General features: G+C 67.4%; 24 protein-coding genes, 1 tRNA gene, 1 pseudogene and 2 riboswitches. Of the genes and pseudogenes, 16 read left to right on the top strand and 10 right to left on the bottom strand.

Annotation, left to right across the window (positions count from 1 at the left end; genetic code table 11):
* Positions 1 to 28 precede the first annotated feature (28 nt).
* Positions 29 to 463: a GNAT family N-acetyltransferase gene (locus SK854_RS23345; RefSeq protein WP_319977213.1), complete on the bottom strand. Its 435-nt coding sequence runs from the start codon at positions 461 to 463 to the stop codon at positions 29 to 31.
* A 106-nt stretch (positions 464 to 569) separates the two neighbouring features.
* Here SK854_RS23345 and SK854_RS23340 point away from each other — a divergent pair, with 106 nt between their 5' ends.
* The 8 genes from SK854_RS23340 (at position 570) to glyA (ending at position 7,568) form a co-directional block, all read left to right on the top strand.
* Positions 570 to 1,706: an acyl-CoA dehydrogenase family protein gene (locus SK854_RS23340; protein WP_319977212.1), complete on the top strand. Its 1,137-nt coding sequence runs from the start codon at positions 570 to 572 to the stop codon at positions 1,704 to 1,706.
* Entirely contained in the window at positions 1,703 to 2,827 is a 1,125-nt protein-coding gene (locus SK854_RS23335) for a CaiB/BaiF CoA transferase family protein (protein ID WP_319977211.1), read from the top strand. Before SK854_RS23340 ends, SK854_RS23335 begins: the two co-directional genes overlap by 4 nt.
* A 337-nt stretch (positions 2,828 to 3,164) precedes the next feature.
* Positions 3,165 to 3,344, top strand: a complete 180-nt coding sequence (locus SK854_RS23330; RefSeq protein WP_319977210.1) for a hypothetical protein — start codon at positions 3,165 to 3,167, stop codon at positions 3,342 to 3,344.
* 164 nt (positions 3,345 to 3,508) lie between these two features.
* On the top strand, positions 3,509 to 4,000 hold the full coding sequence (locus SK854_RS23325) for a transcriptional regulator (RefSeq protein ID WP_090012227.1): 492 nt from the start codon (positions 3,509 to 3,511) through the stop codon (positions 3,998 to 4,000).
* Between the two features lie 172 nt (positions 4,001 to 4,172).
* A complete protein-coding gene (locus SK854_RS23320) occupies positions 4,173 to 4,553 on the top strand; it encodes a hypothetical protein (RefSeq protein WP_319977209.1) in 381 nt (126 codons plus the stop codon).
* A 14-nt stretch (positions 4,554 to 4,567) separates the two neighbouring features.
* The gene (locus SK854_RS23315; protein ID WP_093597120.1) at positions 4,568 to 4,870 is read left to right on the top strand and encodes a DUF3817 domain-containing protein; all 303 of its coding nucleotides are present in this window, start codon (positions 4,568 to 4,570) and stop codon (positions 4,868 to 4,870) included.
* A gap of 45 nt (positions 4,871 to 4,915) precedes the next feature.
* Positions 4,916 to 5,006, top strand: a riboswitch (glycine riboswitch).
* A 1-nt stretch (position 5,007) separates the two neighbouring features.
* Positions 5,008 to 5,095: riboswitch (glycine riboswitch) on the top strand.
* Positions 5,096 to 5,194: 99 nt separating this feature from the next.
* Positions 5,195 to 6,289 (top strand): glycine cleavage system aminomethyltransferase GcvT, encoded by a 1,095-nt coding sequence (gcvT, locus tag SK854_RS23310; RefSeq protein ID WP_319977208.1) that lies wholly within the window; start codon positions 5,195 to 5,197, stop codon positions 6,287 to 6,289.
* A gap of 13 nt (positions 6,290 to 6,302) precedes the next feature.
* Positions 6,303 to 7,568: a serine hydroxymethyltransferase gene (glyA, locus tag SK854_RS23305; RefSeq protein ID WP_319977207.1), complete on the top strand. Its 1,266-nt coding sequence runs from the start codon at positions 6,303 to 6,305 to the stop codon at positions 7,566 to 7,568.
* 166 nt (positions 7,569 to 7,734) lie between these two features.
* Here glyA and SK854_RS23300 read toward each other — a convergent pair whose 3' ends face one another.
* Positions 7,735 to 8,412: a COG4315 family predicted lipoprotein gene (locus SK854_RS23300; RefSeq protein WP_245822058.1), complete on the bottom strand. Its 678-nt coding sequence runs from the start codon at positions 8,410 to 8,412 to the stop codon at positions 7,735 to 7,737.
* Positions 8,413 to 8,566: 154 nt separating this feature from the next.
* Between SK854_RS23300 and SK854_RS23295 the strand changes: the two genes are divergently transcribed.
* The 3 genes from SK854_RS23295 to SK854_RS23285 all read left to right on the top strand — a co-directional run bounded on the left by SK854_RS23295 (position 8,567) and on the right by SK854_RS23285 (position 13,203).
* Entirely contained in the window at positions 8,567 to 9,793 is a 1,227-nt protein-coding gene (locus SK854_RS23295; RefSeq protein ID WP_319977841.1) for a cyclopropane-fatty-acyl-phospholipid synthase family protein, read from the top strand.
* Entirely contained in the window at positions 9,790 to 10,560 is a 771-nt protein-coding gene (locus SK854_RS23290) for a DUF1295 domain-containing protein (RefSeq protein WP_319977206.1), read from the top strand. The genes SK854_RS23295 and SK854_RS23290 overlap by 4 nt, the downstream gene beginning before the upstream one ends.
* 594 nt (positions 10,561 to 11,154) lie before the next feature.
* Positions 11,155 to 13,203, top strand: a complete 2,049-nt coding sequence (locus SK854_RS23285; RefSeq protein ID WP_319977205.1) for a S9 family peptidase — start codon at positions 11,155 to 11,157, stop codon at positions 13,201 to 13,203.
* A gap of 60 nt (positions 13,204 to 13,263) precedes the next feature.
* Here SK854_RS23285 and SK854_RS23280 read toward each other — a convergent pair whose 3' ends face one another.
* The 4 genes from SK854_RS23280 to SK854_RS23265 form a co-directional block, all read right to left on the bottom strand.
* Positions 13,264 to 14,079: a spermidine synthase gene (locus SK854_RS23280; RefSeq protein WP_319977840.1), complete on the bottom strand. Its 816-nt coding sequence runs from the start codon at positions 14,077 to 14,079 to the stop codon at positions 13,264 to 13,266.
* 29 nt (positions 14,080 to 14,108) lie between these two features.
* Complete coding sequence (speD, locus tag SK854_RS23275) at positions 14,109 to 14,504, bottom strand: adenosylmethionine decarboxylase (protein ID WP_319977204.1); 396 nt, start codon at positions 14,502 to 14,504, stop codon at positions 14,109 to 14,111.
* A gap of 34 nt (positions 14,505 to 14,538) precedes the next feature.
* Positions 14,539 to 15,705, bottom strand: a complete 1,167-nt coding sequence (locus tag SK854_RS23270; protein ID WP_319977203.1) for a type III PLP-dependent enzyme — start codon at positions 15,703 to 15,705, stop codon at positions 14,539 to 14,541.
* A gap of 108 nt (positions 15,706 to 15,813) precedes the next feature.
* Entirely contained in the window at positions 15,814 to 16,992 is a 1,179-nt protein-coding gene (locus tag SK854_RS23265; protein WP_319977202.1) for a metallophosphoesterase, read from the bottom strand.
* A gap of 90 nt (positions 16,993 to 17,082) precedes the next feature.
* On the opposite strand from SK854_RS23265, the gene SK854_RS23260 reads away from it, so the two are divergent.
* The 3 genes from SK854_RS23260 (at position 17,083) to pabB (ending at position 20,517) form a co-directional block, all read left to right on the top strand.
* Complete coding sequence (locus tag SK854_RS23260; RefSeq protein WP_319977201.1) at positions 17,083 to 17,580, top strand: SigE family RNA polymerase sigma factor; 498 nt, start codon at positions 17,083 to 17,085, stop codon at positions 17,578 to 17,580.
* Positions 17,577 to 18,437 carry a hypothetical protein gene (locus SK854_RS23255; protein ID WP_319977200.1) on the top strand — a complete coding sequence of 287 codons (861 nt, stop codon included), beginning with the start codon at positions 17,577 to 17,579 and terminating at the stop codon, positions 18,435 to 18,437. Before SK854_RS23260 ends, SK854_RS23255 begins: the two co-directional genes overlap by 4 nt.
* 94 nt (positions 18,438 to 18,531) lie before the next feature.
* On the top strand, positions 18,532 to 20,517 hold the full coding sequence (pabB, locus tag SK854_RS23250) for an aminodeoxychorismate synthase component I (protein ID WP_319977199.1): 1,986 nt from the start codon (positions 18,532 to 18,534) through the stop codon (positions 20,515 to 20,517).
* 110 nt (positions 20,518 to 20,627) lie between these two features.
* Here pabB and SK854_RS23245 read toward each other — a convergent pair whose 3' ends face one another.
* Positions 20,628 to 20,969 (bottom strand): histone-like nucleoid-structuring protein Lsr2, encoded by a 342-nt coding sequence (locus SK854_RS23245; RefSeq protein WP_030476951.1) that lies wholly within the window; start codon positions 20,967 to 20,969, stop codon positions 20,628 to 20,630.
* A 324-nt stretch (positions 20,970 to 21,293) separates the two neighbouring features.
* Between SK854_RS23245 and SK854_RS23240 the strand changes: the two genes are divergently transcribed.
* On the top strand, positions 21,294 to 21,575 hold the full coding sequence (locus tag SK854_RS23240; RefSeq protein WP_319977198.1) for a metal-sensitive transcriptional regulator: 282 nt from the start codon (positions 21,294 to 21,296) through the stop codon (positions 21,573 to 21,575).
* A gap of 53 nt (positions 21,576 to 21,628) precedes the next feature.
* Positions 21,629 to 21,702 (top strand) — tRNA-Leu (locus SK854_RS23235).
* An 875-nt stretch (positions 21,703 to 22,577) separates the two neighbouring features.
* Here SK854_RS23235 and SK854_RS48265 read toward each other — a convergent pair.
* The 3 genes and pseudogenes from SK854_RS48265 to SK854_RS23220 form a co-directional block, all read right to left on the bottom strand.
* A pseudogene (locus tag SK854_RS48265) lies at positions 22,578 to 23,321 on the bottom strand (recombinase family protein); the annotation flags it as partial.
* A 299-nt stretch (positions 23,322 to 23,620) separates the two neighbouring features.
* The gene (locus tag SK854_RS23225) at positions 23,621 to 23,908 is read right to left on the bottom strand and encodes a hypothetical protein (protein WP_319977196.1); all 288 of its coding nucleotides are present in this window, start codon (positions 23,906 to 23,908) and stop codon (positions 23,621 to 23,623) included.
* 348 nt (positions 23,909 to 24,256) lie between these two features.
* Complete coding sequence (locus SK854_RS23220) at positions 24,257 to 25,123, bottom strand: replication-relaxation family protein (RefSeq protein ID WP_319977195.1); 867 nt, start codon at positions 25,121 to 25,123, stop codon at positions 24,257 to 24,259.
* Positions 25,124 to 25,178 lie beyond the last annotated feature (55 nt).

Raw genomic sequence — 25,178 nt, 5'->3', positions numbered from 1 at the left:
GCTGGCCATGACCGTGAAGGGTGACCGATTAGCTCACCCGGAACTCCATGTGCTCCGGCTCTTCGGCGGCGACGAAGCCCAGACGTTCGTAGAGACGGCGAGCAGGCAGGTTGTGGTCGTACACCCGCAGGCGCACGACCTTCCAGCCTTCCTCGGCCGCCCACGTCTGCACCGTTCTGACCAGCGCCTCGCCGACGCCCCGGCCGCGGTGGGAGTCGCGCACCCACATCGAGTAGAGGTAGAGGCCCTCTGGCTGCGCGGTGGCGGCGACCAGGGCGACGGGACGGACGTCGAGCGCCACGAGCTTCAGGCCCTCCGCCGCGCGGTCACGCCACTCGTTCTCGGTGTACGTCTGCTCGCGCGCCAGGGTGGAGCCGAACTCCTCGGGGTTGCTGGCCAGTGCGTCCAGGCGGGTGTCGCGCCAGAGCTCCCAGTCGTCGGGCATGACCTGGTGGATCTGCATACGAGGCAGTCTGGACGACCGGGGTGGGAATTTCGCTCAGTTTTTCGGGCCCGTGCAGGCGCGGCGGTCATGGCGTGGATCACCGCCCGGTGGTTACGTGGACCGCATGGCAGAGCGTCGATCGCGGTGGATGGACAGCGACCTGGACCAGTTGCGCCAGCTCGCCCGCACGTTCATGGAGAAGGAGGTCGCGCCGCACCAGGAACGCTTCGCCGAGCAGAAGCAGGTCGACCGCGACCTGTGGCGCAAGGCCGGTGAGCTCGGACTGCTGTGCATCAGCATCCCCGAGGAGTACGGGGGCGGTGGCGGCACGTTCGCCCACGAGGCCGTGTTGCTGGAAGAGCAGGCACGCGCCGGCGACAGCTCGTGGGGCAACAGCGTCCACAGCGGCATCGTGGCGCACTACCTCAACTCCTACGGCTCCGAGGAGCAGAAGCAGCGCTGGCTGCCCAAGCTCGCTTCCGGCGAGTACGTCGGCGCGATCGCGATGACCGAACCCGGTGCGGGCTCCGACCTGCAGGGCATCCGGACGAAGGCCGTCAGGGAGGGCGACGAGTACGTCATCAACGGCTCGAAGACGTTCATCACGAACGGCGTGCACGCCGACCTGGTGATCGTCGTCGCGAAGACCGACCCGGCGCAGGGTGCCCAGGGCATCTCGTTGATCGTCGTCGAGAACGACATCCGGCGCGGCCGCGTGCTCGACAAGGTCGGCATGAAGGGCCAGGACACCGCCGAGCTGTTCTTCGACGACGTCCGCGTGCCCGCCTCGAACCTGCTGGGCGACCAGGAGGGCCTCGGATTCATCCAGCTCATGCACCAGCTGCCGCAGGAACGGCTGATCATCGGCGTCTGCTGCATCGCGGGCATCGAGGCGGCCGTCGACGTGACGCTCAAGTACGTGAAGGAGCGCACGGCGTTCGGCAAGGAGCTGATGAAGTTCCAGAACACCCGCTTCAAGCTCGCCGAGTGCGCCACCGAAGCCGCTGTGACCAGGGCGTTCATCGACGAGTGCGTCGAGAAGCACCTCAAGGGCGAACTCGACGTCCCCACGGCCGCGATGGCGAAGTGGTGGGCCAGCGACCGGTTGGGCAAGGTCGTCGACGAGTGCGTGCAGCTCTTCGGCGGCTACGGCTACATGAACGAGTACCCGATCGCACGTGCCTGGTCCGACGCCCGCGTTCAGCGGATCTACGGCGGTACGAACGAGATCATGAAGGAAATCATCGCGAGGTCCCTGTGAGCGGGCCCCTCGCAGGTCTGAAGGTCGTCGAACTCGCCGGTCTCGCGCCCGCGCCGTTCGGTGCCATGGTGCTGGCCGACCTCGGCGCCGACGTGATCCAGGTGCACAAACCGGGGAGCGTGCAGACGATCCCCGGCGACTTCCTCGGCCGCAACCGGCGCTCGGTCGCGATCGACACCCGCACGCCCGAGGGCGCTGAGCTGGTTCTCGGGCTGGTCGAGCGTTCGGACGTGCTGATCGAGGGCTTCCGGCCGGGCGTGACCGAACGGCTGGGCATCGGGCCCGCGCAGTGCCTCGCCCGCAACCCGCGCCTTGTATATGGACGCATGACCGGCTGGGGCCAGGACGGGCCGCTCGCCGACCGCGCCGGCCACGACATCAACTACATCGCCGTCGCGGGCGCGCTGGAGCCGCTGGGACGCGCCGGAGGGCCGCCGTCGTTCCCGATCAACCTCCTGGGCGACTTCGGCGGGGGAGGGCTGCTGCTGGCGCTGGGCGTGCTCGCCGCGCTGTATGAACGGGAGCGCTCCGGACGCGGCCAGGTCGTGGACGCCGCGATGGTCGACGGGGCGGCGTTGCTGACCACGTTCCTGCACGGGATGCGGTCCGCGGGCATGTGGTCGGGCGGTCGCGGCGAGAACATGCTCGACGGTGGAGTGCCGTTCTACGACGTCTACGAGGCCGCCGACGGGCAGTACGTGGCGGTGGGTGCGCTGGAGGAGAAGTTCTACGCCGACCTGGTGCGCGTGCTGGGCCTGGAGGACGCGCCCTCGCGCAACGATCCGGCGAACTGGCCTGAGCTGCGGGAGCGCATCGCGGCGGCGGTGAAGACCCGGCCGCGGGACGAGTGGGCGGACCTCGCGCGGGACACGGACGCCTGCCTGGCTCCGGTGCTGACCCCCGCTGAAGCGGCGCGGCATCCGTACAACGAGGCGCGTGCCGCGTTCGTGGACGTGTCCGGTGCTCCGCACCCGGCTCCGGCGCCCCGGTTCGACCGCACTCCCGCGGCGGTTCCGACAGCACCGGTTCCCGTCGGGGTGAACACCCGGGAAGTGCTTGCCGACATGGGTGTGGCGGACGGCCGAATTATGGAACTGCGGCGGTCTGGAGTAATTGGATGAATGCTCGGGTGCGCATTAATAGCGCCACGAAGGCGTGACGGTGCGTGATGGGGTGAGTTCGGCATCCGGGTGAGCCCCGGTGCAACAGTCTCTCTTCCAAGCTGTGGGATGCGAGGGAGTCCGTGTTCACCTCGTGCCCAGGACATCGGCGCTGTTGAGGCCCGTCTTTAGCCGCCATTCGGGTGACGTTGGCCGTCGTGCAGGCGTGCGTCGCTGGTGGATCCTGGGATGACTTGGGCGTGGTCGTTGTTCATCGCAAGGGTGAATGAGGGACCATGACGGGTGACACGGGCGGTCCGCCGCCTGACCGGTGAACCACACGGACGGAGAGGTACCTGTGAACCTCAAGAAGGTGCTAGTGCTGGCGGGCGTCGCGCTGGTGCTGTTCCTCCTGATCACCCGGCCAGAAGAGTCCGCTTCGGCGGTCCAGACGGCTCTCGGCTGGCTGCGGGACGGCGCGGAGTCGATCATCACCTTCGTCAGGAGCCTCTTCGGCACGGCCACCCCGATCAGCTAGTGACGTTGAGTGATCTTCGGCCGTCTGCGTTGAGCCGGATGGGTGGAATGAGGCCAATCACGCACTGGTAACGGGTGTTCTGGGGATTCAGGGTCTGGCGATTGTCAGACCTACCGAATACCTTCCGCTGCAATGGCCGATCCCCGACCGACGAGGAGGCACATATGGTCGAGGACTCCGGGGTCCACGAGCTGTTGCAGCAGTGGGCGGCTGAACGGTCTGACGACGCAGAGATGCAGGAGGTGAACCGGATCAAGAACGCGTGGCTCGCGGAGGCTCCCCCCTCGGCGCCAGGCATCCCCGTGCAGCGGGGAGGCAGGAGCGGGTCGCGTGGCTTGGTCAAGGTCGACTCTGCGGATCCGGCCTACGTGGCCGCGATGCGCAAGCGGGCGCCGGAGGCACCCGAGGCACTGCTCGCCGCCGCGGCGAGCTACTGGCAGCTGGTGGGCGACGTCGCCGAGGCCGAGCAGTGGTGGGACGCGGGCATCAGCCCGTTGGACCAGCGCGCGCTCGACTACCGCGCGGCCGGCCTGTCTCCTGCCGATCTCGGGAGGCGCCTGGGACCGATGACGGTTCTCCAGCACCTTCGTCGTGGCTCCGCCGCGGCCTGGTGCGTTGCTCGTCTGCAGAGGCAGCGCCGAGACGGCGTGGCGTAGGTCGGGAACGGGGCTCCACGATTGGGGCCCCCATGTTCGCGGAATGCGCTCACCTCGATCGCTTCGCGTGTTTTGTGGGGGCCAAGCCCCCACGCCCCAGCCGGGGGCAAGCCCCCGGATCCCCCACGGGGTGGCCTCCGTCAGGAGGCCTCACCCAAGTAGTCTTGGGGTCGTGCGCGGCCTCCTTACCCCCCAACGAGTGCTGATCGCGTTCGCCTGTCTGGCGGCGTTGGTCGCCTGTTGCGGACTCGCGTGGTGGCAGTGGCAGCGCTTCGAGTCCGCCAGCGGCACGTTCCAGAACCTCGGGTACGTGCTCCAGTGGCCGCTCTTCGGCCTCTTCCCCCTCTTCATGGTGTGGCGGTTCCGTCGTTTGGCGCGCCAGAACAGTGACGCGGATCTCGCACCCGAGCCGGTTGCGGCCGCCCCGAAGCCGATGGCTACCGTTGACGCCGTCAAACCCGCGCCTGTCGAGCACTTCGACGACGAAGAAGACGCGGAGCTCGCGGCCTACAACCGCATGCTCGCGAACCTCAACGCGCGGGACGGTCGTTGAGCGAAGGCGGGCAGATGAAGGGTGCGTTGACCCGGTTCAGGGTCATGGCTTACGTGGTCGGAGTCTTCCTGCTGCTCCTGGTCGTGGCCATGGTGCTCAAGTACGCCGCGGACATGGGTGGCGCGATGAAGGTCGTCGGCCCGATCCACGGCTTCCTCTACGCCATCTACCTGGTGATTTCCGTCGACCTGGCGCTCAAGCTCCGCTGGTCGATCAAGGGCACCCTGCTGGTGCTGCTCGCCGGCACGGTCCCGTTCCTGTCGTTCTGGGCGGAGCGCAAGGTGGTCGAGAAGACGGCGCAGGGCGTGCCGCTGTGACGTTTGGCCTGCTAGCGTCTGGGGCTACCAACTGAACACGGCCGTCGATGTCGCGCGGAAGAGACCCCTCCAGCAGGGGCGCCGAAGGAGCAATCCCTCCCCGGAATCTCTCAGGCACAGGTACCGCGCGACGAAGGCAACTCTGGAAAGCAGGCTGCTCGGCAGCCTCGCCCACGGTGCAAGCCACTTCGGTGGTGAAGCTCTCAGGCTCATGACAGAGGGGGAGGCTCGCTCTAGTGAGGAGTCTCCGATGGACCGTGTCATTCTTCTGATGCCTCAGCCGGCCGCGTCCGGCTCTTCGGCGCACCCTGGAGGAGCGTTCTGATGTCCCGCCTCACGCCTCTGAACGCCGAGCACGAGCAGCTCGGCGCGATGTTCACCGACTTCGCGGGCTGGCGGATGCCGCTGCGCTACTCGTCCGAACTCGCCGAGCACCACGCGGTGCGCACCACCGCGGGCCTGTTCGACCTCACGCACATGGGTGAGATCGTCCTGACCGGACCGCAGGCGGGCGAGGCTCTCGACTACGCGCTGGTCGGCCACATCTCCGCGCTGGCCGTCGGCAAGGCCCGCTACACGATGATCACCCAGGCCGACGGCGGCGTGCTGGACGACCTGATCGTGTACCGCCTGGGCGACGAGGAGTTCATGGTCGTCGCGAACGCCTCCAACGCTCTTGTCGTCGCCGAGGCCCTCGTCGAGCGCGCCGCCGGTTTCGACACCGTCGTCACGGACAAGTCGACCGACTACGCGTTGATCGCGATCCAGGGCCCGAAGTCGGTCGAGATCCTGTCCGGCCTGACCGAGACGGATCTGGCGTCAGTCAAGTACTACGCCTCGTACCCTTCCACCGTGGCCGGTGTCGAAGCGTTGCTCGCGCGCACGGGCTACACGGGCGAGGAGGGCTTCGAGCTCTTCGTCGCGCCCGCCGATGCCCCGGCCGTCTGGGCGGCGCTGCTGTCCGCGGGTGAGGCGCACGAGCTCAAGCCGTGCGGCCTGGGCTGCCGCGACACGTTGCGCCTCGAAGCCGGAATGCCCTTGTACGGCAACGAGCTCACGACGTCGCTGACGCCGTACAACGCGAACCTGGGCCGGGTCGTGAAGCTCGACAAGCCCGGCGACTTCGTCGGCCGCGACGCGCTGGCCAAGGTCGCCGAGTCCGGGGTGGACTCGGTCCTGGTCGGACTGAAGACCCCCGAGCGCCGCGCCCCGCGCCACGGTTACGCGGTGCTCAACGGTGACGAGGTCGTGGGCGAGGTGACGTCGGGCGCGCTGTCCCCGACCCTCGGCTACTCCGTCGCCATGGCCTACGTGTCGCGGGCCAGTGCCGAGCCCGGCACCTCACTGCTGGTCGACGTCCGCGGCAAGAAGCAGCCGGTCGAGGTCGTCGCACTTCCGTTCTACAAGCGCGCCAAGTAGGGAGATTCTCCAGATGTCCGACCAGTTCAACGCTTCCCTCGCGGAGTACGACCCCGAGGTCGCCGAAGCCGTTGCGGCCGAGTTGGCGCGCCAGCAGGGCACTCTCGAGATGATCGCCTCGGAGAACTTCACGCCCGTCTCGGTGCTGCAGGCCCAGGGCTCCGTCCTCACCAACAAGTACGCCGAGGGCTACCCCGGCCGTCGCTACTACGGCGGCTGCGAGCACGTGGACGTCGTCGAGCGTCTCGCCATCGAGCGCATCAAGTCGCTCTTCGGCGCGGGCTTCGCGAACGTTCAGCCGCACTCGGGCGCGCAGGCCAACGCGGCCGCGATGTTCGCGCTGCTCCAGCCCGGCGACACGATCCTGGGCCTGGACCTCGCGCACGGCGGTCACCTGACGCACGGCATGCGCATCAACTTCTCCGGCAAGCTCTACAACGTCGTGCCGTACCACGTCGCGGACTCCGACGGCCGCGTCGACATGGCCGAGGTCGAGCGCCTGGCGACCGAGCACCGCCCGAAGCTGATCGTCGCCGGCTGGTCCGCGTACCCGCGTCAGCTGGACTTCGCCGAGTTCCGCCGCATCGCGGACTCGGTCGACGCCTACCTGATGGTCGACATGGCGCACTTCGCCGGCCTCGTCGCCGCCGACCTGCACCCGTCGCCCGTGCCGCACGCGCACGTCACGACGACCACGACCCACAAGACCCTCGGCGGTCCCCGTGGCGGCGTGATCCTGTCGAACGACGCCGACATCGCGAAGAAGATCAACTCGGCGGTGTTCCCCGGCCAGCAGGGCGGTCCGCTGGAGCACGTGATCGCGGCCAAGGCCGTGGCGTTCAAGCACGCCGCCTCGCCGGAGTTCGCCGACCGTCAGCGTCGCACGCTGGAGGGTTCGCGGATCCTGGCCGAGCGGCTGTCGCAGGCGGACGTCGCCGCGGCCGGCGTGAAGGTGCTGACCGGCGGCACGGACGTGCACCTGGTCCTCGTCGACCTGGTCGACTCCGAGCTCGACGGCAAGCAGGCCGAGGACGTGCTGCACCAGATCGGCATCACGGTCAACCGCAACGCCGTTCCGAACGACCCGCGTCCGCCGATGGTGACGTCCGGTCTGCGGATCGGTACGCCGGCGCTGGCCACCCGCGGGTTCGGCGAGGTGGACTTCATCGAGGTCGCCGACGTGATCGCGGAGGCCCTGAAGCCGGGCGCGGCGATCGACGAACTGCGTGCGCGCGTTGAGGTTCTGGCGGCGAAGCACCCGCTGTACTCCACGCTCTGATCCGAGAAACCGAAGGGGCGCCACCGGAGATCCGGTGGCGCCCCTTCGGCTTGGGTGACCCTGGAGCGAAACGACGGGAACCCCGGCCCCTTCCCCAGGGCCGGGGTTTCACCGTGTCAGGGTGATGTGTGTTTCAGAAGGACCGTCCTAACGGGATGCTGTGGGGTTACGCAGCCGGCACCGTCACACCAGGCGGGAGGCACTCGACGTTGCGCTTGCCGTTGGGCTGGATCACGAACCACGTGTTGCCGATGCCCTGGCCGGCCCACTTGCCCGGCGCCGGGTCCTTCGAATACGTGTAGAGAGCCCAGCCGTCGATGGCGACCTGCTTCTTGCCGTCAGCGCGGGTGATCAGCGAGACCAGCTTCGAGTCGACGCCTTCCAGCTGCGGGATCGTGTCCGACAGCATCGGCGGCCACGTCACGGCGCACTGGTCGTTGCAGTTGGACTTGCCTTCAGGCTTCGGAACGTCCTTGTCGAAGCGGTAAAGGGTGCGGCCATCGCCGTCCTGGACGACCTGGCCCATCTTGTCCACGCTCTTGCCGACCAGCCTCAACGTGCTGACCGGGGCTGCTGCGGGGGGCTGCGCCGCAGGGGGCTGCGCGGCCGGAACTTCCGGGGCCTGCTGCTGAACTGGGGCTTCGGGGGCCTGTGCGGGCTCCTGGAGTACCGGGGGCTGACCCACGTCGCCGTAGTCACCGAGGACGCCCAGATCGGTTTCGGTTTGTGCCACCGGCTTGGAGTTCGTGCCACTGCCAGTGGCGCTCCAGACACCCAGACCCAGCACAACTGCCAGTCCCGCGGCGAGCCCGATGGCAATGCGGTTACGTCGGATCACACTCATGTCCTCCTCGTCCATCCGTTCGCTCTATCCAGGCCATACGGCCGGGGTTGCGTCTCGGTTCAGAAACGAACCGAACCTCGTCCTGTCTCGAACGTCTGGCGGAGCCAGGTCACGCAGGAGGTGCAGGGTGGTCGTCGCTGGTCAGCTGGCGGGAATGGCCGAACGGGTGCTGGGCGCGCCGTTGCCAATCGGATTTCGAGCCTGGGACGGAAGTGTGGCCGGGCCGCAGGACGGCACGGTGCTCGTGATCCGCTCCCGCGACGCGTTGCGGAGGCTCGTCTGGAGTCCGAACGAGCTGGGGCTCGCCCGCGCGTACGTAAGCGGCGAGCTCGACGTCGAGGGTGACCTCGCGACCGGTCTCTCGCAGATCTGGGGGCTCGTGCGGCGGGGAGTGACCCGGCGGCCTCGGCTCTCGGAGGTCGCGAAACTCGCATTGCGATTGAAAGTGCTGGGGCCGAACCCGGACGCGCCGAAGGAGGAGGCACGGCTGCGGGGCGCGCTGCACACGAAGAGCCGTGACCGTGATGCCATTTCGCATCACTACGATCTGAGCAACGACTTCTACCGGCTCGTGCTCGATCCGAGCATGGCCTACTCGTGCGCGTACTTCACGTCCGAGGACGAGTCGGTCGCGCAGGCGCAGCACAACAAGCTGGACCTCGTGTGCCGCAAGCTCGACCTGCGGCCGGGCATGCGCCTGCTCGACGTCGGCTGCGGATGGGGTTCGATGATCATCCACGCCGCGAAGCACTACGGCGTGCACGCGACCGGCGTGACGATCTCCGCCCAGCAGCGCGCGCACATCCTCGGCCGAATCGAGGCCGAGGGGCTGACCGGTCGCGTCGAGGTGCGGTTGCAGGACTACCGCGAGGTGAGCGGCGAACCGTTCGACGCGATCTCCACGATCGAGATGGGCGAGCACGTCGGCGAGAGCAACTACCCCGAGTACGCCTCGACGCTGTACCGGTTGCTCAAGCCCGAGGGACGCCTGCTGCTTCAGCAGATGTCGCGCGGCCACAACGCACCCGGCGGCGGGGCGTTCATCGAGTCGTACGTCGCGCCGGACATGCACATGCGCCCGGTCAGTGCCACCACCGGCTTCCTCGAAGGCGCCGGCCTGGAGATCCGTGACGTGCACGCGTTGCGCGAGCACTACGTTTGGACCGTGCGGGCGTGGGCGCGGACTCTCGAAGAGCGGTGGGACGAGGTCGTCGCCCTGGTCGGCGAAGGACAGGCGCGGGTCTGGCGGCTGTACCTCGCGGGCGGCGCGCTGACGTTCGAGGAGGGCAGGATGGGCGTGGACCAGATCCTCGCGGTGCGCAGGAGCGAGAACGGCCGCAGCGGCATGCCGCGCGTGCGTCGTGAGCTGGTGGCCCGATGAGCTTCCTGATCAGCTTCGTCGTGGTCTTGTTGTTGCTCAGCGGCCTGTTCCTGTACGCGGACTCCCGCAAGCGCTACGACCTGATCGACTCCGTGTGGGGCCCGGGTTTCGCCGTGATCGCGGTGATCACGCTCCTGTTCGCGGAGGGCGAACCAACTCGGCAGTGGGTGGTCACCGCACTCACCGTGGTGTGGGGCGTACGCCTGGGCGTGCACATCCACTCCCGCAACCGGGGCAAGGACGAAGACCCTCGCTACCAGGACATCCTGAGGCGTGCCAAGGGAAACCCCCGCCTGCGGATGTACCGCGTCTACCTGATCCAGGCCGTGCTGATGTGGATCGTGTCGCTGCCGGTCCAGGCCGCGCAGCATCTTTCGGCCCCGTTCGGGGTGTTGGATTGGGTGGGCACTGGCGTGTGGACGGTCGGCTTCGTCTTCGAGGCCGTAGGTGACTGGCAGCTCTCCCGGTTCCGGGCGGACCCGGCGAACAAGGGCGCCGTGATGGACCGCGGATTGTGGCGCTACACAAGGCATCCGAACTACTTCGGCGACTCGGTCGTGTGGTGGGGCCTGTACCTCTTCGCACTGCACTCGTGGCTCGCCGCGCTCACGATCATCGGCCCGGTGATCATGACGTGGCTGCTCGCGAAGGGCAGCGGCAAACCGTTGCTGGAGAAGGACATCGTGTCGCGCCGCCCCGGCTACGCCGAGTACGTGCGACGCACCAGCGGCTTCTTTCCGTTGCCTCCCAAGAGCAAGGTGAGCTAGGCGGCGGGCCGGGTGCGGTATCCGTTCGTGCTGGGCGGGCATTCCGCTCGGCACGGACGGCGTCAGGCTTGCCACCGCGTCCCGTCCCGGCACCTGCCGTCCGCCGTCGGCTCGCTGCGCACGCGACGTGTGTGGTGCGCCGCTGGTGTGCTGCGCCGCCCCGCACCCCGCGTCGCTGACCCGCACCCGCTACCCACCGCCCGCCAACTCGTCCCGCGCCGCTGACCGCACCCGCCGTCCACTGCCCGCGCGCTGTCGGCTCGCGGCGCGCACGACTCATGTGTGGCGTGCTGCTGGCCTGCTTCGTCGCCCCGCGCCCCGCGCCGATGGCTCGCACCCGGCGCCCGCCAGCTCGCGGCGTACGCGACTCGTGTGTGGCGCACCGCTGGTGTGTTGCGCTGGGCCCACGTCCCGCACCGCAACCCGTCCGCGTCTCGCACCGTCCGTCCACAACCGTCACCACCGTGGCGCGGACAGGCGGCCGCGGCGCACGCCCAGCCATGACGCTCACAACCCCCTCCCGGTCTGTATCGCGCCAGGCAGCGCACGTCACAGGCCCCCGTGCGGCACGCGTGCGCGGGTTAGTGTTGGTGGGTGGGCAACGACATCTCCTTCCCGCGCCAACAGGCGCGTACCCAGCGGTTCACCGTCGGAGCACCGAGGACCTTCGCGGTGTCGGCGGACGGCGCACGTGTCTTCTTCCTGCGCCCGGCCACGGCCACAAGCCGTGCGAACGGGCTCTGGGAGCTGAACACGACCACCGGCGTCGAACGGCTGCTCGCCGACCCGGCGACGCTGCTGTCCGATCCGGAGGACCTGCCCGCGGAGGAGAAGGCACGCCGCGAGCGCACGCGTGAGTCCGGCGCGGGCATCGTCGGCTACGCGCTCTCCCGGGACGCCTCGGTGGCCTCGTTCGCGCTGTCCGGGCGTCTGTTCGTGGCCGACCTGACGGACGGTGCCGTCCGTGAGCTGCCGACGCGCGGTGGCGTGATCGACCCGCGTGTAGACCCGACGGGCCGGCGCGTGGCGTACGTCACGCACGGCACTCTGCGGGTGGTCGAGCTGTCCTCGGGCGAGGACTACGCCGTCGCCGAGCCGGACGGTGAGGACGTGACGTTCGGCCTGGCCGAGTTCATCGCGGCCGAGGAGATGTCGCGCTACCGCGGTTACTGGTGGGAGCCGAACGGCGACCGCCTGATCGTCGCGCGCGTGAACAACGCCGAGGTGCAGCGCTGGTACATCGCCGACCCGGCGAACCCCGCCACCGCGGCCACCGAGATCGCCTACCCGGCGGCGGGCACGACCAACGCCGCGGTGTCGCTGCACGTCGTGTCGCTGGACAGCACCTTCGTGCCGGTCCTGCTCGACTTCGACTACCTCAACGACGTGCACTGGTCGTCCGGTGGCGCCCCGCTGATCACCACGCAGACCCGCGACCAGCGCACCCGCAAGATCTACACGCTGGCCCCCGAGACCGGCACCGTCACCGAGCTCGCGGCAGAGACCGACCCGACGTGGCTCGAGGTCACCGACGGCGCTCCCGCCTGGACGCCGGACGGCCGCCTCGTGCGGATCGTGGAAGAGGGCGACGAGTACGCGCTCCGGGTGGGCGACGACGTTCTGACCTCCGGCCTCCAGGTGCGGCGGGTGCTCGACATCGCCGACGACTCGATCCTGATCACCGCCTCCGCCGACGACCCGACGCAGACGCACGTCTACTCCGTTGGCGAGACGGTCGAGCAACTGTCCTCTGAGGACGGTGTGCATTCTGCGGTTCGGGGCGGTAAAACGGTTGTCCTCGTATCGGCCACTTTGGACACTTTCGGTGCAAGGGTGCGCGTCGGCGACCACGTGATCGAGTCGTGGGCGGACACGCCGGTCCTCACGGCGTCGCCGCGCATGCTGACCCTCGGCGAACGCTCCCTCCGCGCCGCCCTGCTGCTGCCCACCGGCCACGTCCCCGGCACCAAGCTCCCGGTGCTGATGGACCCGTACGGCGGCCCGCACGCCCAGCGCGTCGTCTCGGCCCAGAACGCCTTCCTGGCCTCGCAGTGGCTCGCGGACCAGGGCTTCGCGGTCATCGTCGCCGACGGCCGGGGCACCCCGGGCCGAGGCCTCGCCTGGGAGCGCGCGATCGCGTTCGACTTCGCCGGCGCCACCCTGGAGGACCAGGTGGACGCCCTCCACGCGGCCGCCGCGCTCGAGCCGGACCTGGACCTCACGCGAGTGGCGATCCGAGGCTGGTCCTACGGCGGCTACCTGAGCGCCCTGGCGGTCCTGCGTCGCCCGGACGTCTTCCACGCGGGCATCGCGGGCGCCCCGGTGACCGACTGGCGCCTCTACGACACCCACTACACCGAGCGCTACCTCGGCCACCCGGACGACAAGCCCGAGGTCTACGACTCGAACTCGCTCATCGCCGACGCGGACAAGCTCTCCCGCCCGCTGATGATCATCCACGGCCTGGCGGACGACAACGTGGTGGCGGCTCACACCCTGCGCCTGTCCAACGCCCTGCTGGCCGCCGGCCGCCCGCACACCGTGCTGCCGCTGTCCGGCGTCACCCACATGACCCCGCAGGAACAGGTGGCGGAGAACCTGCTCCTCCTGCAGGTCGACTTCCTCAAACGGTCACTCGCCTAGGGGACGAGCGAAAGGGGCGCCTCCCGCGAACGGGAAGCGCCCCTCTCGACAAGCCTGCGATCAGGCCAGCGACTGCCGCACCCGGTAGGGCGGAATGCTGTTGCCCAGCAACGCCAGGTCGTCGATCGACTCCGGCTGGTACCCGGCCGTCTTCAGGCGCTCGACCATCAGCGCGGTCGGGTCCTCGACGACGTCCGCGCGGCCGAACAGGTACGCCCACTCGTGCTCGTCGGAGCCGTAGTAGGCGACGGTGTCGAACACCTCGTTGAACCGCTGCCAGGAGCGGATCAGGGTGGTGTTGCGCCACATCGTCTGGCAGCCGGACTGGTTGACGACGACGCCGCCGGGACGCAGCAGCGCCTTGCACATGCGCAGGAAGTCCGCGCCGTACAGGCGGTTGTGCTGCGCCTCTTCCTCGCGCTCGTCGGGCAGGTCCACCAGCACGATGTCGTACTTCTCCGACGTCGTGCGGATGTACTCGAACCCGTCGATGTACTGCACGCGGATCGGGCCGTCACCCTTCTCCGCGGCAGCCAGCTCCGAAGACGTGTAGCCGTACGGCAGGTGCTCCGCGCACAGCTTGACGGCCTGCTCGTCGATGTCGATGTGGTCGACGACCGTAGCGCCGTGCTGCACGGCCATCTGGCACACGACGCCCTCGGAGGAGCCGATGACCAGCACGCGCTCGACGGTGTCGGCCAGCAGCAGCGCCGGCACCATCAGGGCCTCGTGGTAGGTCAGCTGGCTGAACTCCGTCGACTGGCGGTCGTTGTCGCAGAACAGCGACAGACCCTGGGCCGTACGGGCGATCACCAGGTGCTGGAAGTCGGTCTTGGTGTCGACCAGCACCTCGTCCACCTGCCAGTGGCGGGTCATGCCATCGGCGAGCGGCTCGTTGATCGTGTTCACGCGACATGCTCCTTGACGCCACGAGTGACGAGGTCCGTGCTCACGTGAGCAGCGCCCAGAGCGTCAGCGAGTAGTTGGACGGCCAGCGCTGGTTTCGCACGGGTACCGCAGGTGAACACGTCGACGAACACCGAACCCACTTCGGGATAAGTGTGGATCGACGCATGGGATTCCGACAGCAGGGCCAGCACGGTGACTCCTTGGGGATCGAACTTCTTGGAGATCACCTCCAGCACGGTTGCGTCGGCCTGCGTGAGAACCTCACCAAGGGCGTGCCGCAGGAACTGCTCGTCGTCGAGCAGATCCGCACTCACACCCGAGAGCTCTGCAAGTACGTGCTGTCCCGCGAACAAACCGACGGTCTCCTCGGTCTGACAGGGCGCTTCGGACATCAATCACTCCAAACTATGTGAATTGCGAACAGGCTTAGACGCAGTACGTGGCCAACGGCGGGAAGCCGTTGAAGCACACGGACGAATAGGAGGAGGTGTAGGCGCCCGCGTGGAGGATGTCCACGTGGTCACCCGCCTTCAGGTCGAGCGGCAGGTCGTAGCGGGTGTGCTGGTAGATGACGTCGTCCGCGTCGCACGTCGGACCTGCGAGGACGATCGGGCCGACCGGGCCGCCGTCGCGCGAGGTCCGCAACGCGTAGGCGATCGCCTCGCCCTCGGTCTCGGCGAGGCCCTGGTAACGGCCGATGTCGATGTACACCCAGCGGCGTTCGTCCGAATAGGACTTCCGCGACACCAGCACGACCGAGGAACGGATCATCCCGGCCTCGGCGGAGATCGCGCGGCCGGGCTCGATCATCACCCTGGGACGCACGGCGCCGAAGTGGCGGGCGATCGAGGCCTCGATGGCGACGGCGAAATCGTCGAGGGAAGGCGTGGAAGCCTGGTACACGGCGGGAAGCCCGCCGCCCAGGTTCACCGTCGACGTCTCGATGCCTTCCGCGCGCAGCTTCGCGGCGATCAGCGCGGCGTCGGCGATGCCGGAGTCCCAGCCCTCGACGGAGAGTTGCTGCGAGCCCGCGTGGAACGCGATGCCGAGAGGAACGAGTCCCAGCTGGTGCGCGAGCCGCAAGAGATCCGTCGCCATCTCCGGATCGCAACCGAACTTGTTGCCGAACGGGTAGGTGGAACCCTTGCTGTGGACAAGAATCCGCACCAGGACGGACGAACCGGGCGCGTGCTCGGCGACGAACCGCACGTCCTGCTCGCTGTCCGACACGAACATCCGCACGCCACGTGAGTGGGCGTACGCGATGTCAGCGGCCTTCTTGATGGGGTTGCTGTAGGAGATCGACGACGGCGCGGCGCCGCGCGCCAGGCACAGGTCGATCTCCGCGGGTGACGCCACGTCGAAGTGCGAACCCTCCGCGACCAGCGTGGCGACCACGTCGGACTCCGGGTTCGACTTGACCGCGTAGAAGATGTCGATGGACGGCAGTGCCGCGCGAATCGCCTGGTAGCGCGCGCGAATCGTCTCGAGGTCGATCACCAGACACGGTGTCGACGGGTTCTCCTGGTCCAGGAAACGCCGAATACGAGCCTCTGCCTCGTAACGCCGGTCGACGGCGAAGCTCTCGGTCATTTCCCCAGGGTTCCCCCTTCATCCGCCTCGCGGTCCGTACGCGGGCACGGCCGTCCACTCTACGGCCTTGACACCGCAATCGCGCAATCCAGTACAGCCGAGTGTGATTTAGCCAGCAGAACGCAGCTCGATCATCGTGATGTCCGGGGGCGCGCCCACGCGCACCGGCGGACCCCAGAAACCCGCGCCACGACTGGTGTAGAGCCAGGTGTCGTCCACCTTCGACAACCCTGCGGTGCTGGGTTGCTGCAGCGGCACAAGGAAGTTGAACGGCGCCATCTGTCCACCGTGTGTATGACCGGACAACTGGAGGTCGACGCCGTGTGAAGACGCGTCGGCGACCTGGACGGGCTGGTGTGACAACAGGACTACGGGGTTGTTTCGGTTTCGTCCCGCGAGCGCGCGGCCGAAGTCCGGGCCGTCGTCGTAGGACTTCCCGGTCACGTCGTTCACGCCCACGACCTCGATGCCGCCGGCGATGGTCAAACCCTCGTTGCGCAACGGGTTCACGCCGAGCCTGTCCAGCTCCGCGATCCACTGCTCGTGCCCGGAGAAGTACTCGTGGTTACCGGTCACGAAGAAGCTGCCGTGCTTCGACACCAGGTCTCGCAACGGTGCCGCCGCCTCGCCCAGCTCGGCGACGGTGCCGTCCACCAGGTCGCCGACGATCGCGACCATGTCGGCCTGCTGCTCGTTGATCATCCGCACGATCCGTTCGGTGTGCGAACGCCCGAGCAGCGGCCCGAGGTGGATGTCGCTCACGACCGCGATCCGGAAGCCCGACAACGACGACCGCAGCTTGTTCAGCGTCACCGGCACGTTCAGCAACTGCGGGTCGCCCAGCGCCTGCGTCATGCCGTACCCGACGACACCGCCCGCCGCGACGCCGGAACCGATCGCCACCGAGCGCGCGATGAAGAGCCGCCGCGACGGGTCCGGCACGACCTCCACGGGCTCGACGGGAGCGGCGCCGGCGGCCACCGGCGTGAGCGTGGCCCGCTTGAGCAGGATCCGGCGCGGAATCTCCGCGACGCCGAGTGCGATCGCCAGGTAGAACAGCACGGCCAGCCACACGAACCCCGGCCAGGCGAAGAACTTCCCGTACTCCGGCGGCACCCTGCGCGTCACGACCAGGGCGCTCATCAGCATCACGAACGCGCCGATGATCGCCACGGTGCCGATGCGGCGCCCGAGCGTGCGGGGGAGCGTCGTGTTCACGACCAGCCGCCGCCACAGGTACAAATGGCCCAGCGCGACCGGGACGCCGAGGAGCAAAAGGAAAATCACGACATCAGTATGCGTTTCGAGAACTTCGTGCAACCCGCCAGGCCCCAGGTGGCGTGACTAACCCGGCACCGCAGATTAGGGGGAAACCTGATGAGTGATCGGGACGCCGCGTTCCAGGAGTACTTCGCGGCCCGTTCCGACGTCATGCGCGGCACGGCGTACCTGCTGTGCGGCGATTGGCATCGCGCGGAAGACCTCGTGCAGCAGGCCTTCACCAAGCTGTACCTGGCTTGGCGGCGGATCGAGCGGCACGAGGCGTTGGACGCCTACACCAGGCAGATCGTGGTGCGGACGTTCCTGTCCGAGCGACGGCGCGGGTGGTTCCGGTTCGAGTCGGCGAGTGACGACCTGACCGACTCGGCGGCTCCGCCGGGCGCCTACCCCGAGGAACGGATGGTGCTGCTGGAGGCGCTGGCGAAGGTGCCTCCGAAGCAACGTGCGTGCCTCGTCCTGCGGTACTGGGAGGACATGTCCGTCGAACAGACGGCCTCCGTTCTCAAGTGTTCGGAAGGAACCGTAAAGAGTCAGGCCGCGCGGGGGCTGCAGACGCTGCGCGGCCTGCTCTCACAGCAGGAGAGGGTTCGATGAACGAACAGGACCTCAAGCGAGCTTTTCAGGATGTGGTGGTGGCGAGCAGCCCGCCGCCGTCGATGGATCCGGGCATCGCGCTCGACAGGGCGCACAAGGCCCGGTCCAAGCGGCGGGCGTCGATCACGGGGGCCGCGGTCGCCGTGCTCGTGGTCGGTGTCGGGCTCGGGTCGGCGTTCGCGCTGAACCCGCAGAGCACGAAGGACTACCTGATCGGCGCGGGGCAGAGCAGCAGCTCCAATCCCGGCAAACCCGGCATGCCGGACACGCAGTGGGGCGAGCAGTGGCCGGTCGGGCAGTCCGACCGGACGGCCACCAACGGGCCGCAGGCCGACCGCGGCACGCAGCTGCTGAACCTGGCCAAGGCGTCCTTGCCCGCCGGGTACGACGCGCCGGATCTGAAGTACAAGGATCCCTCCATGTACGGCGGCATGCTCCGCGCCCAGGCGCAGGTCTCGAGCAACAAGGGTGAGACGCCCGAGATCTGGGAGTACACGGCGTACGTGCCGGTGCGCAAGGACGACAAGGTCGGTCAGCTGACCGTCATCGTGACCATGCCGAATCCGAAGCGCCCGACGAATCCGTGTGCGGTGCCCAACGGTGTGCACGGCATTGCGGGCTCCGACTGCAAGATCTACGAAGTCGCAGGGAACCAGGTCGGGGTCGCCTCTCCCGTGAACCCCGCCCAGGGCAATGCGACGACGGCGTCCTACCGGGCGGCCAACGGCTGGACGGTGACGATCACGCAGGAGGAGGAGTACTCCTACAGCGGGTATCCGAAGCTGGACAGGCAGCCGTTCTTCGCGCCGGAACTGGCGGCGCTCACGGCGGATCCGAAGTTCCTGCTCGGTAGCTGAGTTCGCGTTCGAGTCCAGAGGGCGGTCACGATTTGTGGCCGCCCTCTCTCGTTGCTCCGATCGGGTGTTTTGCCAGGTAGAGTGCCGTCCTGGAATGCGAACCCTGCTCATCGACAACTACGACTCGTTCACGTTCAACCTCTTTCAGCACCTGGCTGAGGTGAACGGCGCCGAGCCCGTGGTCGTCCACAACGACGACCCGCGCTTCCGGCTTGCCTCACTGCGGTCGTTCGACAACGTGGTGATCTCTCCCGGACCCGGCCGGCCCGGCAATCCCGCCGACTTCGGCATTTGCCGCGCGGTGATCGACCACGCCACGATTCCCTTGCTGGGCGTGTGCCTGGGACACCAGGGCCTGTGTCAGTCGTACGGCGCTGTCGTGGGGCCTGCGCCCGTGCCGCGCCATGGGATCGTTTCCGCTGTTACGCACACGGGCGTCAACGTGTTCGCCGGGCTGCCCTCGCCGTTCGACGTCGTGCGGTATCACTCGCTGGCTGTCACGGATCTGCCTTCTTCTTTGGAAGCCATCGCGTGGAGCGAAGACTCCGTGCTGATGGGTGTGCGCGCTCTCGACAGACCTGCGTGGGGTGTGCAGTTCCATCCCGAATCGATCTGCACCGAATTCGGTCGCGAGATGCTCGCGAACTTCGCCGCGCTGACCCCGACCAGGACGGCCGCGGTGCCGGAACCGGCGCTGGTTCGTTCAACGCCTCAGAAGCGTCCTGTGCACGTCCGGAAGCTCGCCGTGGCCGTGGACGCGGAAGAGGTGTTCGCGGCGCTCCACGGGGCCTCTGAGGCCGCGTTCTGGCTGGACAGCGGGTCAGGCGGGCGGTTCTCGTTCATGGGGAATGCCTCCGGGCCCCTCGCCCGCGTCGCCCAGTACTCCGTGCAGGACCAGGTGCTCACCCTCGACGGAGTGCCACGGCCCTGTCCTTCTTTCTTCTCCTGGCTGGACGACGACCTGACGGCGTGGGGTGTCGAGCAGCCCGATGTGCCGTTCGACTTCGCCCTCGGGTGGGTCGGGTATCTCGGTTACGAGCTGAAAGCGGAGTGCGGCGGCGACTTCACGCACCGCGCGGAGCAGCCCGACGCGTCGTTCGTCTTCGCGGACCGTGCCGTGGTCATCGATCACGTTGATGATTGCGTCTATTTGCTCTCGCTGACCGATGACACCTGGTTCGGCGAGGTTTCGGCTGTTCTGCGACAGCTCAGGCCATTGCCGGAGCCTTCCCGGCCGGTCGTGTCGGAGGTGACGTTGCGCCATCCGCGCGCGCACTACCTGAAGCTGATCAGCGCGTGCCAGGAAGCGATCACGGCGGGGGAGACCTACGAGGCGTGCCTGACGAACATGATGTCGTGGCGTGCGACGCTCGACCCGTGGGACACATATCGGCTGCTTCGCGCCGCTAATCCCGTTCCGTTCGGGGCGTTGATGCGTTTCGGTGACCTCTCCGTGCTCAGCACGTCACCCGAACGATTTATCCGGGTGGGCCGAGATCGCGTCGTGGAGTCATCGCCGATCAAGGGGACGCGGCCGCGAGGTGTTGATGCGGCGGACGACGAGATGTTGCGCACAACGTTGGCGCGATCGGTCAAGGACCGCGCGGAGAACCTGATGATCGTGGACCTCGTCCGCAACGATCTCGGCACGTGCGCGGAAGTGGGTTCGGTCGAGGTGACGCGGTTGTTCGACGTCGAGACCTATGCGACCGTACACCAATTGGTGAGCACCGTGCGGGCCAGGCTTCGGCCGGACAGTTCTGCCGTCCGATGTGTTCGAGCCGCGTTTCCCGGCGGTTCCATGACCGGTGCGCCGAAGATCCGGACCATGCAGATCCTTGATGGCTTGGAAGCCGGTCCACGTGGGGTGTACTCGGGAGCGCTCGGTTACTTCTCGCTCAACGGAGCCGCGGACTTCAGCATCGTCATCCGAACGCTGGTCGCGAACGGGGACCAGGTGAGTTTCGGAGTCGGCGGAGCGGTCATCTCACTGTCCGACCCTGACGAGGAATTCGAGGAGACAGCGGTCAAGGCCGCCGCGGTGTCACGCCTGTTCGGAGCACACTTTCCAGGTCGTTGATCCCGCGTTCCGGGGATAGTGTGAACGAACCGGGATGTGTTAGATCTTTGGGGTTAACACGTCGGCCGGCGACCCGGCCGACGTGTGGAAACCTCGCTTGTTCACGCAGGTCAGGAGGCGTGCGCTTCCTGGAACTGCACGACCAGGTTCTGCGGAATACGACCGCGGTCCGAGATCTGGTGCCCCTGCGCGCGAGCCCAGTCACGAATGCGCTGCGCCTCAGCCTTGTCGGTGGCCTTGACCGTGGACTTGCCGGTGCCCTTGCGCTGCTTGCGGCCACCCGCACGACGGGCCTTGCCGACGAAGTCCGCCAGCGACTCGCGAAGCCGCTCCGCATTTCCCTTCGACAGGTCGATGGCGTACTCGACACCGTCAAGTGCGAAGGTCACGGTCTCGTCGGCTTCTCCGCCGTCGAGGTCGTCGATGAGTTGGACGACGGTCTGCTGTGCCACTGTTCCTCCGTTGGGTACTCACATAGCACGCGGATCCTCGACGTAACCACGTGCTTCGACAACACCATAGTCCACACGAGGAAAAACGGCGAACCTTTCGCCGCTAAAATGTGACCGCAACCGCCCGGTCGGGGCATTTACCCGGTAAACCACACGGGTGTTATGGGTCCAAAATGTGGTGCTACTCGTCTCACTTCGGCCCGTTGCTGGGCTTGCCGGACGCTTCCCCATTCCAGCCGACGGAGCAGCGTCGCACATAACGCACCCCCATCCGGTGCGGGTATCCTCGACATACCCGCCAGGGGTAGGGAAGGTCAGGGGCCGATGCACGGGTACACCGCGGACAAGGACGCATACCTCAAGCGACTGCGCCGCATCGAGGGACAGATCCGTGGTCTCCAGCGCATGGTCGAGAACGACGAATACTGCATCGACGTCCTCACCCAGATCTCCGCGGCCACGAAGGCGCTGCAGGCGGTGTCGCTGGGGTTGCTCGACGAGCACCTGAAGCATTGTGTGGCCCAGGCCGCCGCGGAAGGTGGTCCGGTGGCCGAGCAGAAGCTGGCGGAGGCGTCGGCGGCGATCGGCCGACTCGTTAAGTCCTAGGGGTCCCCAGCAAGAAACTCGGTTGGGTGATCCGCTACAGTTCACCCAGCTACGCCCCCGTAGCCCAATCGGCAGAGGCAGCGGACTCAAAATCCGTCCAGTGTGCGTTCGAGTCGCACCGGGGGCACGTACAACGTCCACACAGGAGCCCGTGACCATGCTGGTCACGGGTTTCTGTGCGTCTTGGGACATTTCGCCGATCCTTTCCGCAGCTCCGGCGATGATGGTGAGCCGGTCGGCCGGCAGTTTGATGGTCAGAGTCACGTAGTTGCTGTCCGGATGTAGCCGGATGGTCAGCTGGGTGGTGTCGAACAGCTTCCGCAGCAGCTTCTCGGGTGCTTTGGCCAGGTCAATCCGCAGCTGTGGGAGTGCGTCGATCAGGTTGACGTCCTCTTCACTGGGTTTGGTGGGCTCGGCCTCGTCGATGGCGTCGAGTTCCGTGACGGCGGCCAGAGAGGCCTGTTTCTCGGTTTCGAGGTCGTTGTACCTCTGGCGCAGTCCTCGGCTGAACGGGTCATCGGGATCGCCGCTCTGTGCCTGCCGCAGGATGGTGTCCTGGCGGCGAGCGATCTCGGCAATGCCGCGTTGCAGTCGCTCTCGCTGGGCCTGTCGTTCCTGGGTCTGCCGGTCGTCGACTGTGGCGAGTTCGGCGGCGAGGATCGCTCGGCGGTGTGGGCCGAAGACCCTGTCGGCGTAGAACGCGGCAATCGCGTCGAGCAGCTTGCTCTCGCGGATGTAGACCGTCTTGGCGTGGTTGGGGTAGTTGTCGGGGCGGCCGCGGTTGTTGTTGCGTGGCCAGCACAGGTAGTAGGCGCGCTCACCGCGCTGGCTGCCGAACATCCGACGCCCGCAGGAGTCGAACACCATGCCGCGAAATACGTACGTACGGGTGGTCTCGGGGTGGCTGTTCAACTCGTTGCCGTCGCGCGAGCCCCGCTTGACCTGCCTCCGAGCGTTGAGCTCGTCGAACATCCACTTCGGAATCAGCGGTTCGTGCGCGGGCTCGGTGGACCACACCCACTTCACCGGATCGTTGATCTTGCCGTGCCGAGAGCGGGAGGCGCGGCGGTTGAACACCTGATAGCCGGTGTACTTGGGATTGCGCAGGATCTCGTAGACGCTGGTCTTGCCCCAGGCCCCGCGTGCCCGGACCTTGCCGGGCGGCACTGGTGGCGGGTACTTGGCGGGTTCGGCATTCAGACGGTCGGCGATGGTGTCGTAGCCGAGACCTTCGTGATAGCGCCACGCGGCCATCTGCGTGACAGTCTCGCCCTGCAGGCCGTCGGGCTCGAGCCGTGTCTTGGTCTGACCCTTGACGGCCTTGGTGGGGTTGGGGTGGCGGTAGATCTTGGCCTTGTAGCCATACGGCGGTTTGCCGATGTTCCAGCCTTCGCGCACGTGCGTGCACAGTCCACCCCAGGACTGTTCGAGGGTGTTGAGGACCTCGTACTCGGCCACCGACTGGTTGATCCGCCGCTGCAGAATTCGCTGCGCCCGACTCCCTGCCAGTGTGATCGGTTCGTTGGAGGCGAACAGCGGGACCTCGACTCGCTCCAACTCCCGTTCGATCGAGAGGCCCTCGAAAGTGCGGCGGGCGACTCGCGAGACGCTCTCGCAGATCACGACATCGAACCGGCGGCCTGGATGCGTGGCTTCGTCGAGAAGGTCGGCGACTCCACCGTCACGAGCGATCGGGATGTCGTAGCGCTCGTAGTTCTCGCCACGGCCACGTTGGTCGAGTTCCATGCGACCTGACTCGACGTCGTAGAAGTGAGCGACGATCACCCACGACTCAGGGATGGCGGCCTTGCAGTTTCCGAGCTGCCGCAACATGGACTGGCGCGGATCCTGCTGGTCGTCTGTGGACGTTCGAGCAAGGAAGGCGACTCGGACTTCGTTGCGCAGCAAGGCTGTCGGCATGCCGAGTGGTGAGACCGCGTAGTCCGACAACCCTGACGGCCCGGACGGCACCACAGTGAGCGCCGCGGGGAACCGTGCGGCCAGTGCCGGTGCGGGCGGGTCTATTTCGGGGTTGTTCGGGGTGTTCATGCAGCCTCCCGCTCGTCGGGCTGTTCGGCGCGTTCCTGGGTCATAGCCCAGTCGAGAAGATCGTGGATCACGGCGTTCAGCTCGCCGCGCAAACGATCGCCTTCGGCGCCACTCATGTAGCGCACGTGACCGGAGAAAGTCCAGTTCTTCGTGCGCTTCCCTGTCCCATCATACCGCCAAACCACCTGTTCAGGGATGGCATGGGGTGGGATCTCGATGTCACCATCGGGTGCTTTTCGAGGCAGGGGAACAACAATTGCCTCGTCGTGCGGTTGGGGGTCCATCGTCGGCACCTCCAGATGCCGTGAGCACGCTCCTGGTGCGCGTGATGTCACGGGCGGTTGTTCGGCAGGCCAGGTTGTGGCGTCGAACAGGAAAGCCAACTGGTGGGCCTCGACTCCCCGACTGCACTTCGGCACCCGTCGGGGCCGGCGATCACCGGCTGTGTGGTCGCGCTCCGGACGTTGTTGCCCTTGGTACAGCGAGACAAGCTGCGAGACTGGCCGAGACCAGCGAGACTCGGTGTCTCGCTGCGATCTCGGCGTCGTCTCGCTGTCTCAGTGCTGGTCTCACCTGAGGCGAGACAGGCGGGCGTTCGACGCGAGTCCGGAACATGTTGTGGGAGAAGAGTTTCAGGCGGAACGAAGGTGGCAGTCTCGAACATCCTCCAACGGTTGCGTGCGGCGTGACATGAGGTTGGAGAGCGAGCGGCGGCGTCCATGCCCAGCTGGTAGCCAGAGCTCGTCCACGATGGATGGTGTGGCGGGCGTGATGCGGTGGTTGGGCGGGGCGAGTTGGTCGGTGGGCAAGGTCGCCACGGGCACGGGTGTCTTGTGCGGCCAGCGCTGTGCGAGGCCGACGTGGAAGTTGTGTTCGCGGCTCGTGCTCGGGAGCTGGAACAGGACGGGCTTGCGGATGCCGGCGTCGGCCAGCTCGGCGTACTTGCCGACTTTCTCCACCAGGGTCGTGATGGGTTCGGTTCCGGTGTCGTGTTCGTAGAAGAACGCGAGTGTGCCGTCGGCAGCGGTGTATTCACCGTAGGCATCAGGGCGGACGATGCCTGCGCAGGTTTCGGCGATCTCGTTTTCCGGCCACCACTCGCGCAGTGCGCACTCGGAGTGGTCTCGGGTGTGTCCAGCCAGGGTGGCGAAGAAGTCGTTAACCCCGAGCCGGTGTTCGGTATGAGTGGAGTGCGCGAGCCGAAGCACGGTTTCGGTGACCGTAGCGGGACGCGGCAGTGCGGCTCCGGTGGCGGCTGCGTGCACGACCGTGCCCACGGGGCCGAGGGTGTAGCGCCACGGCTGGGAGCCGGGCCAGATGTCACGGCGGAAGCGGGCGAGCACGCCGCGCTCGTGGAGTACAGCGAGCCGGGAGCGGGCGTGGGAGTAGGAGCCGAACACCAGCCGCGCGAGCTGCAGTGCGGTGAGCACCCGATGCCGCGCCAGGTAGGAGATCACCTCGGCATCGCGGGCGGTGAGCCCGCGCGAGTGCGTGAGCATGTCGGCCCGGCTTGCCGGGCGGATCTCCACCCTTGGGGGTGTGTGCGGATGTATC

This window comes from Lentzea sokolovensis (genome assembly GCF_033949975.1).
Lineage (GTDB): Bacteria > Actinomycetota > Actinomycetes > Mycobacteriales > Pseudonocardiaceae > Lentzea > Lentzea sokolovensis.
Note: the sequence above shows the minus strand (reverse complement) of the source record. Positions and strands in the feature narration are given on the sequence as shown.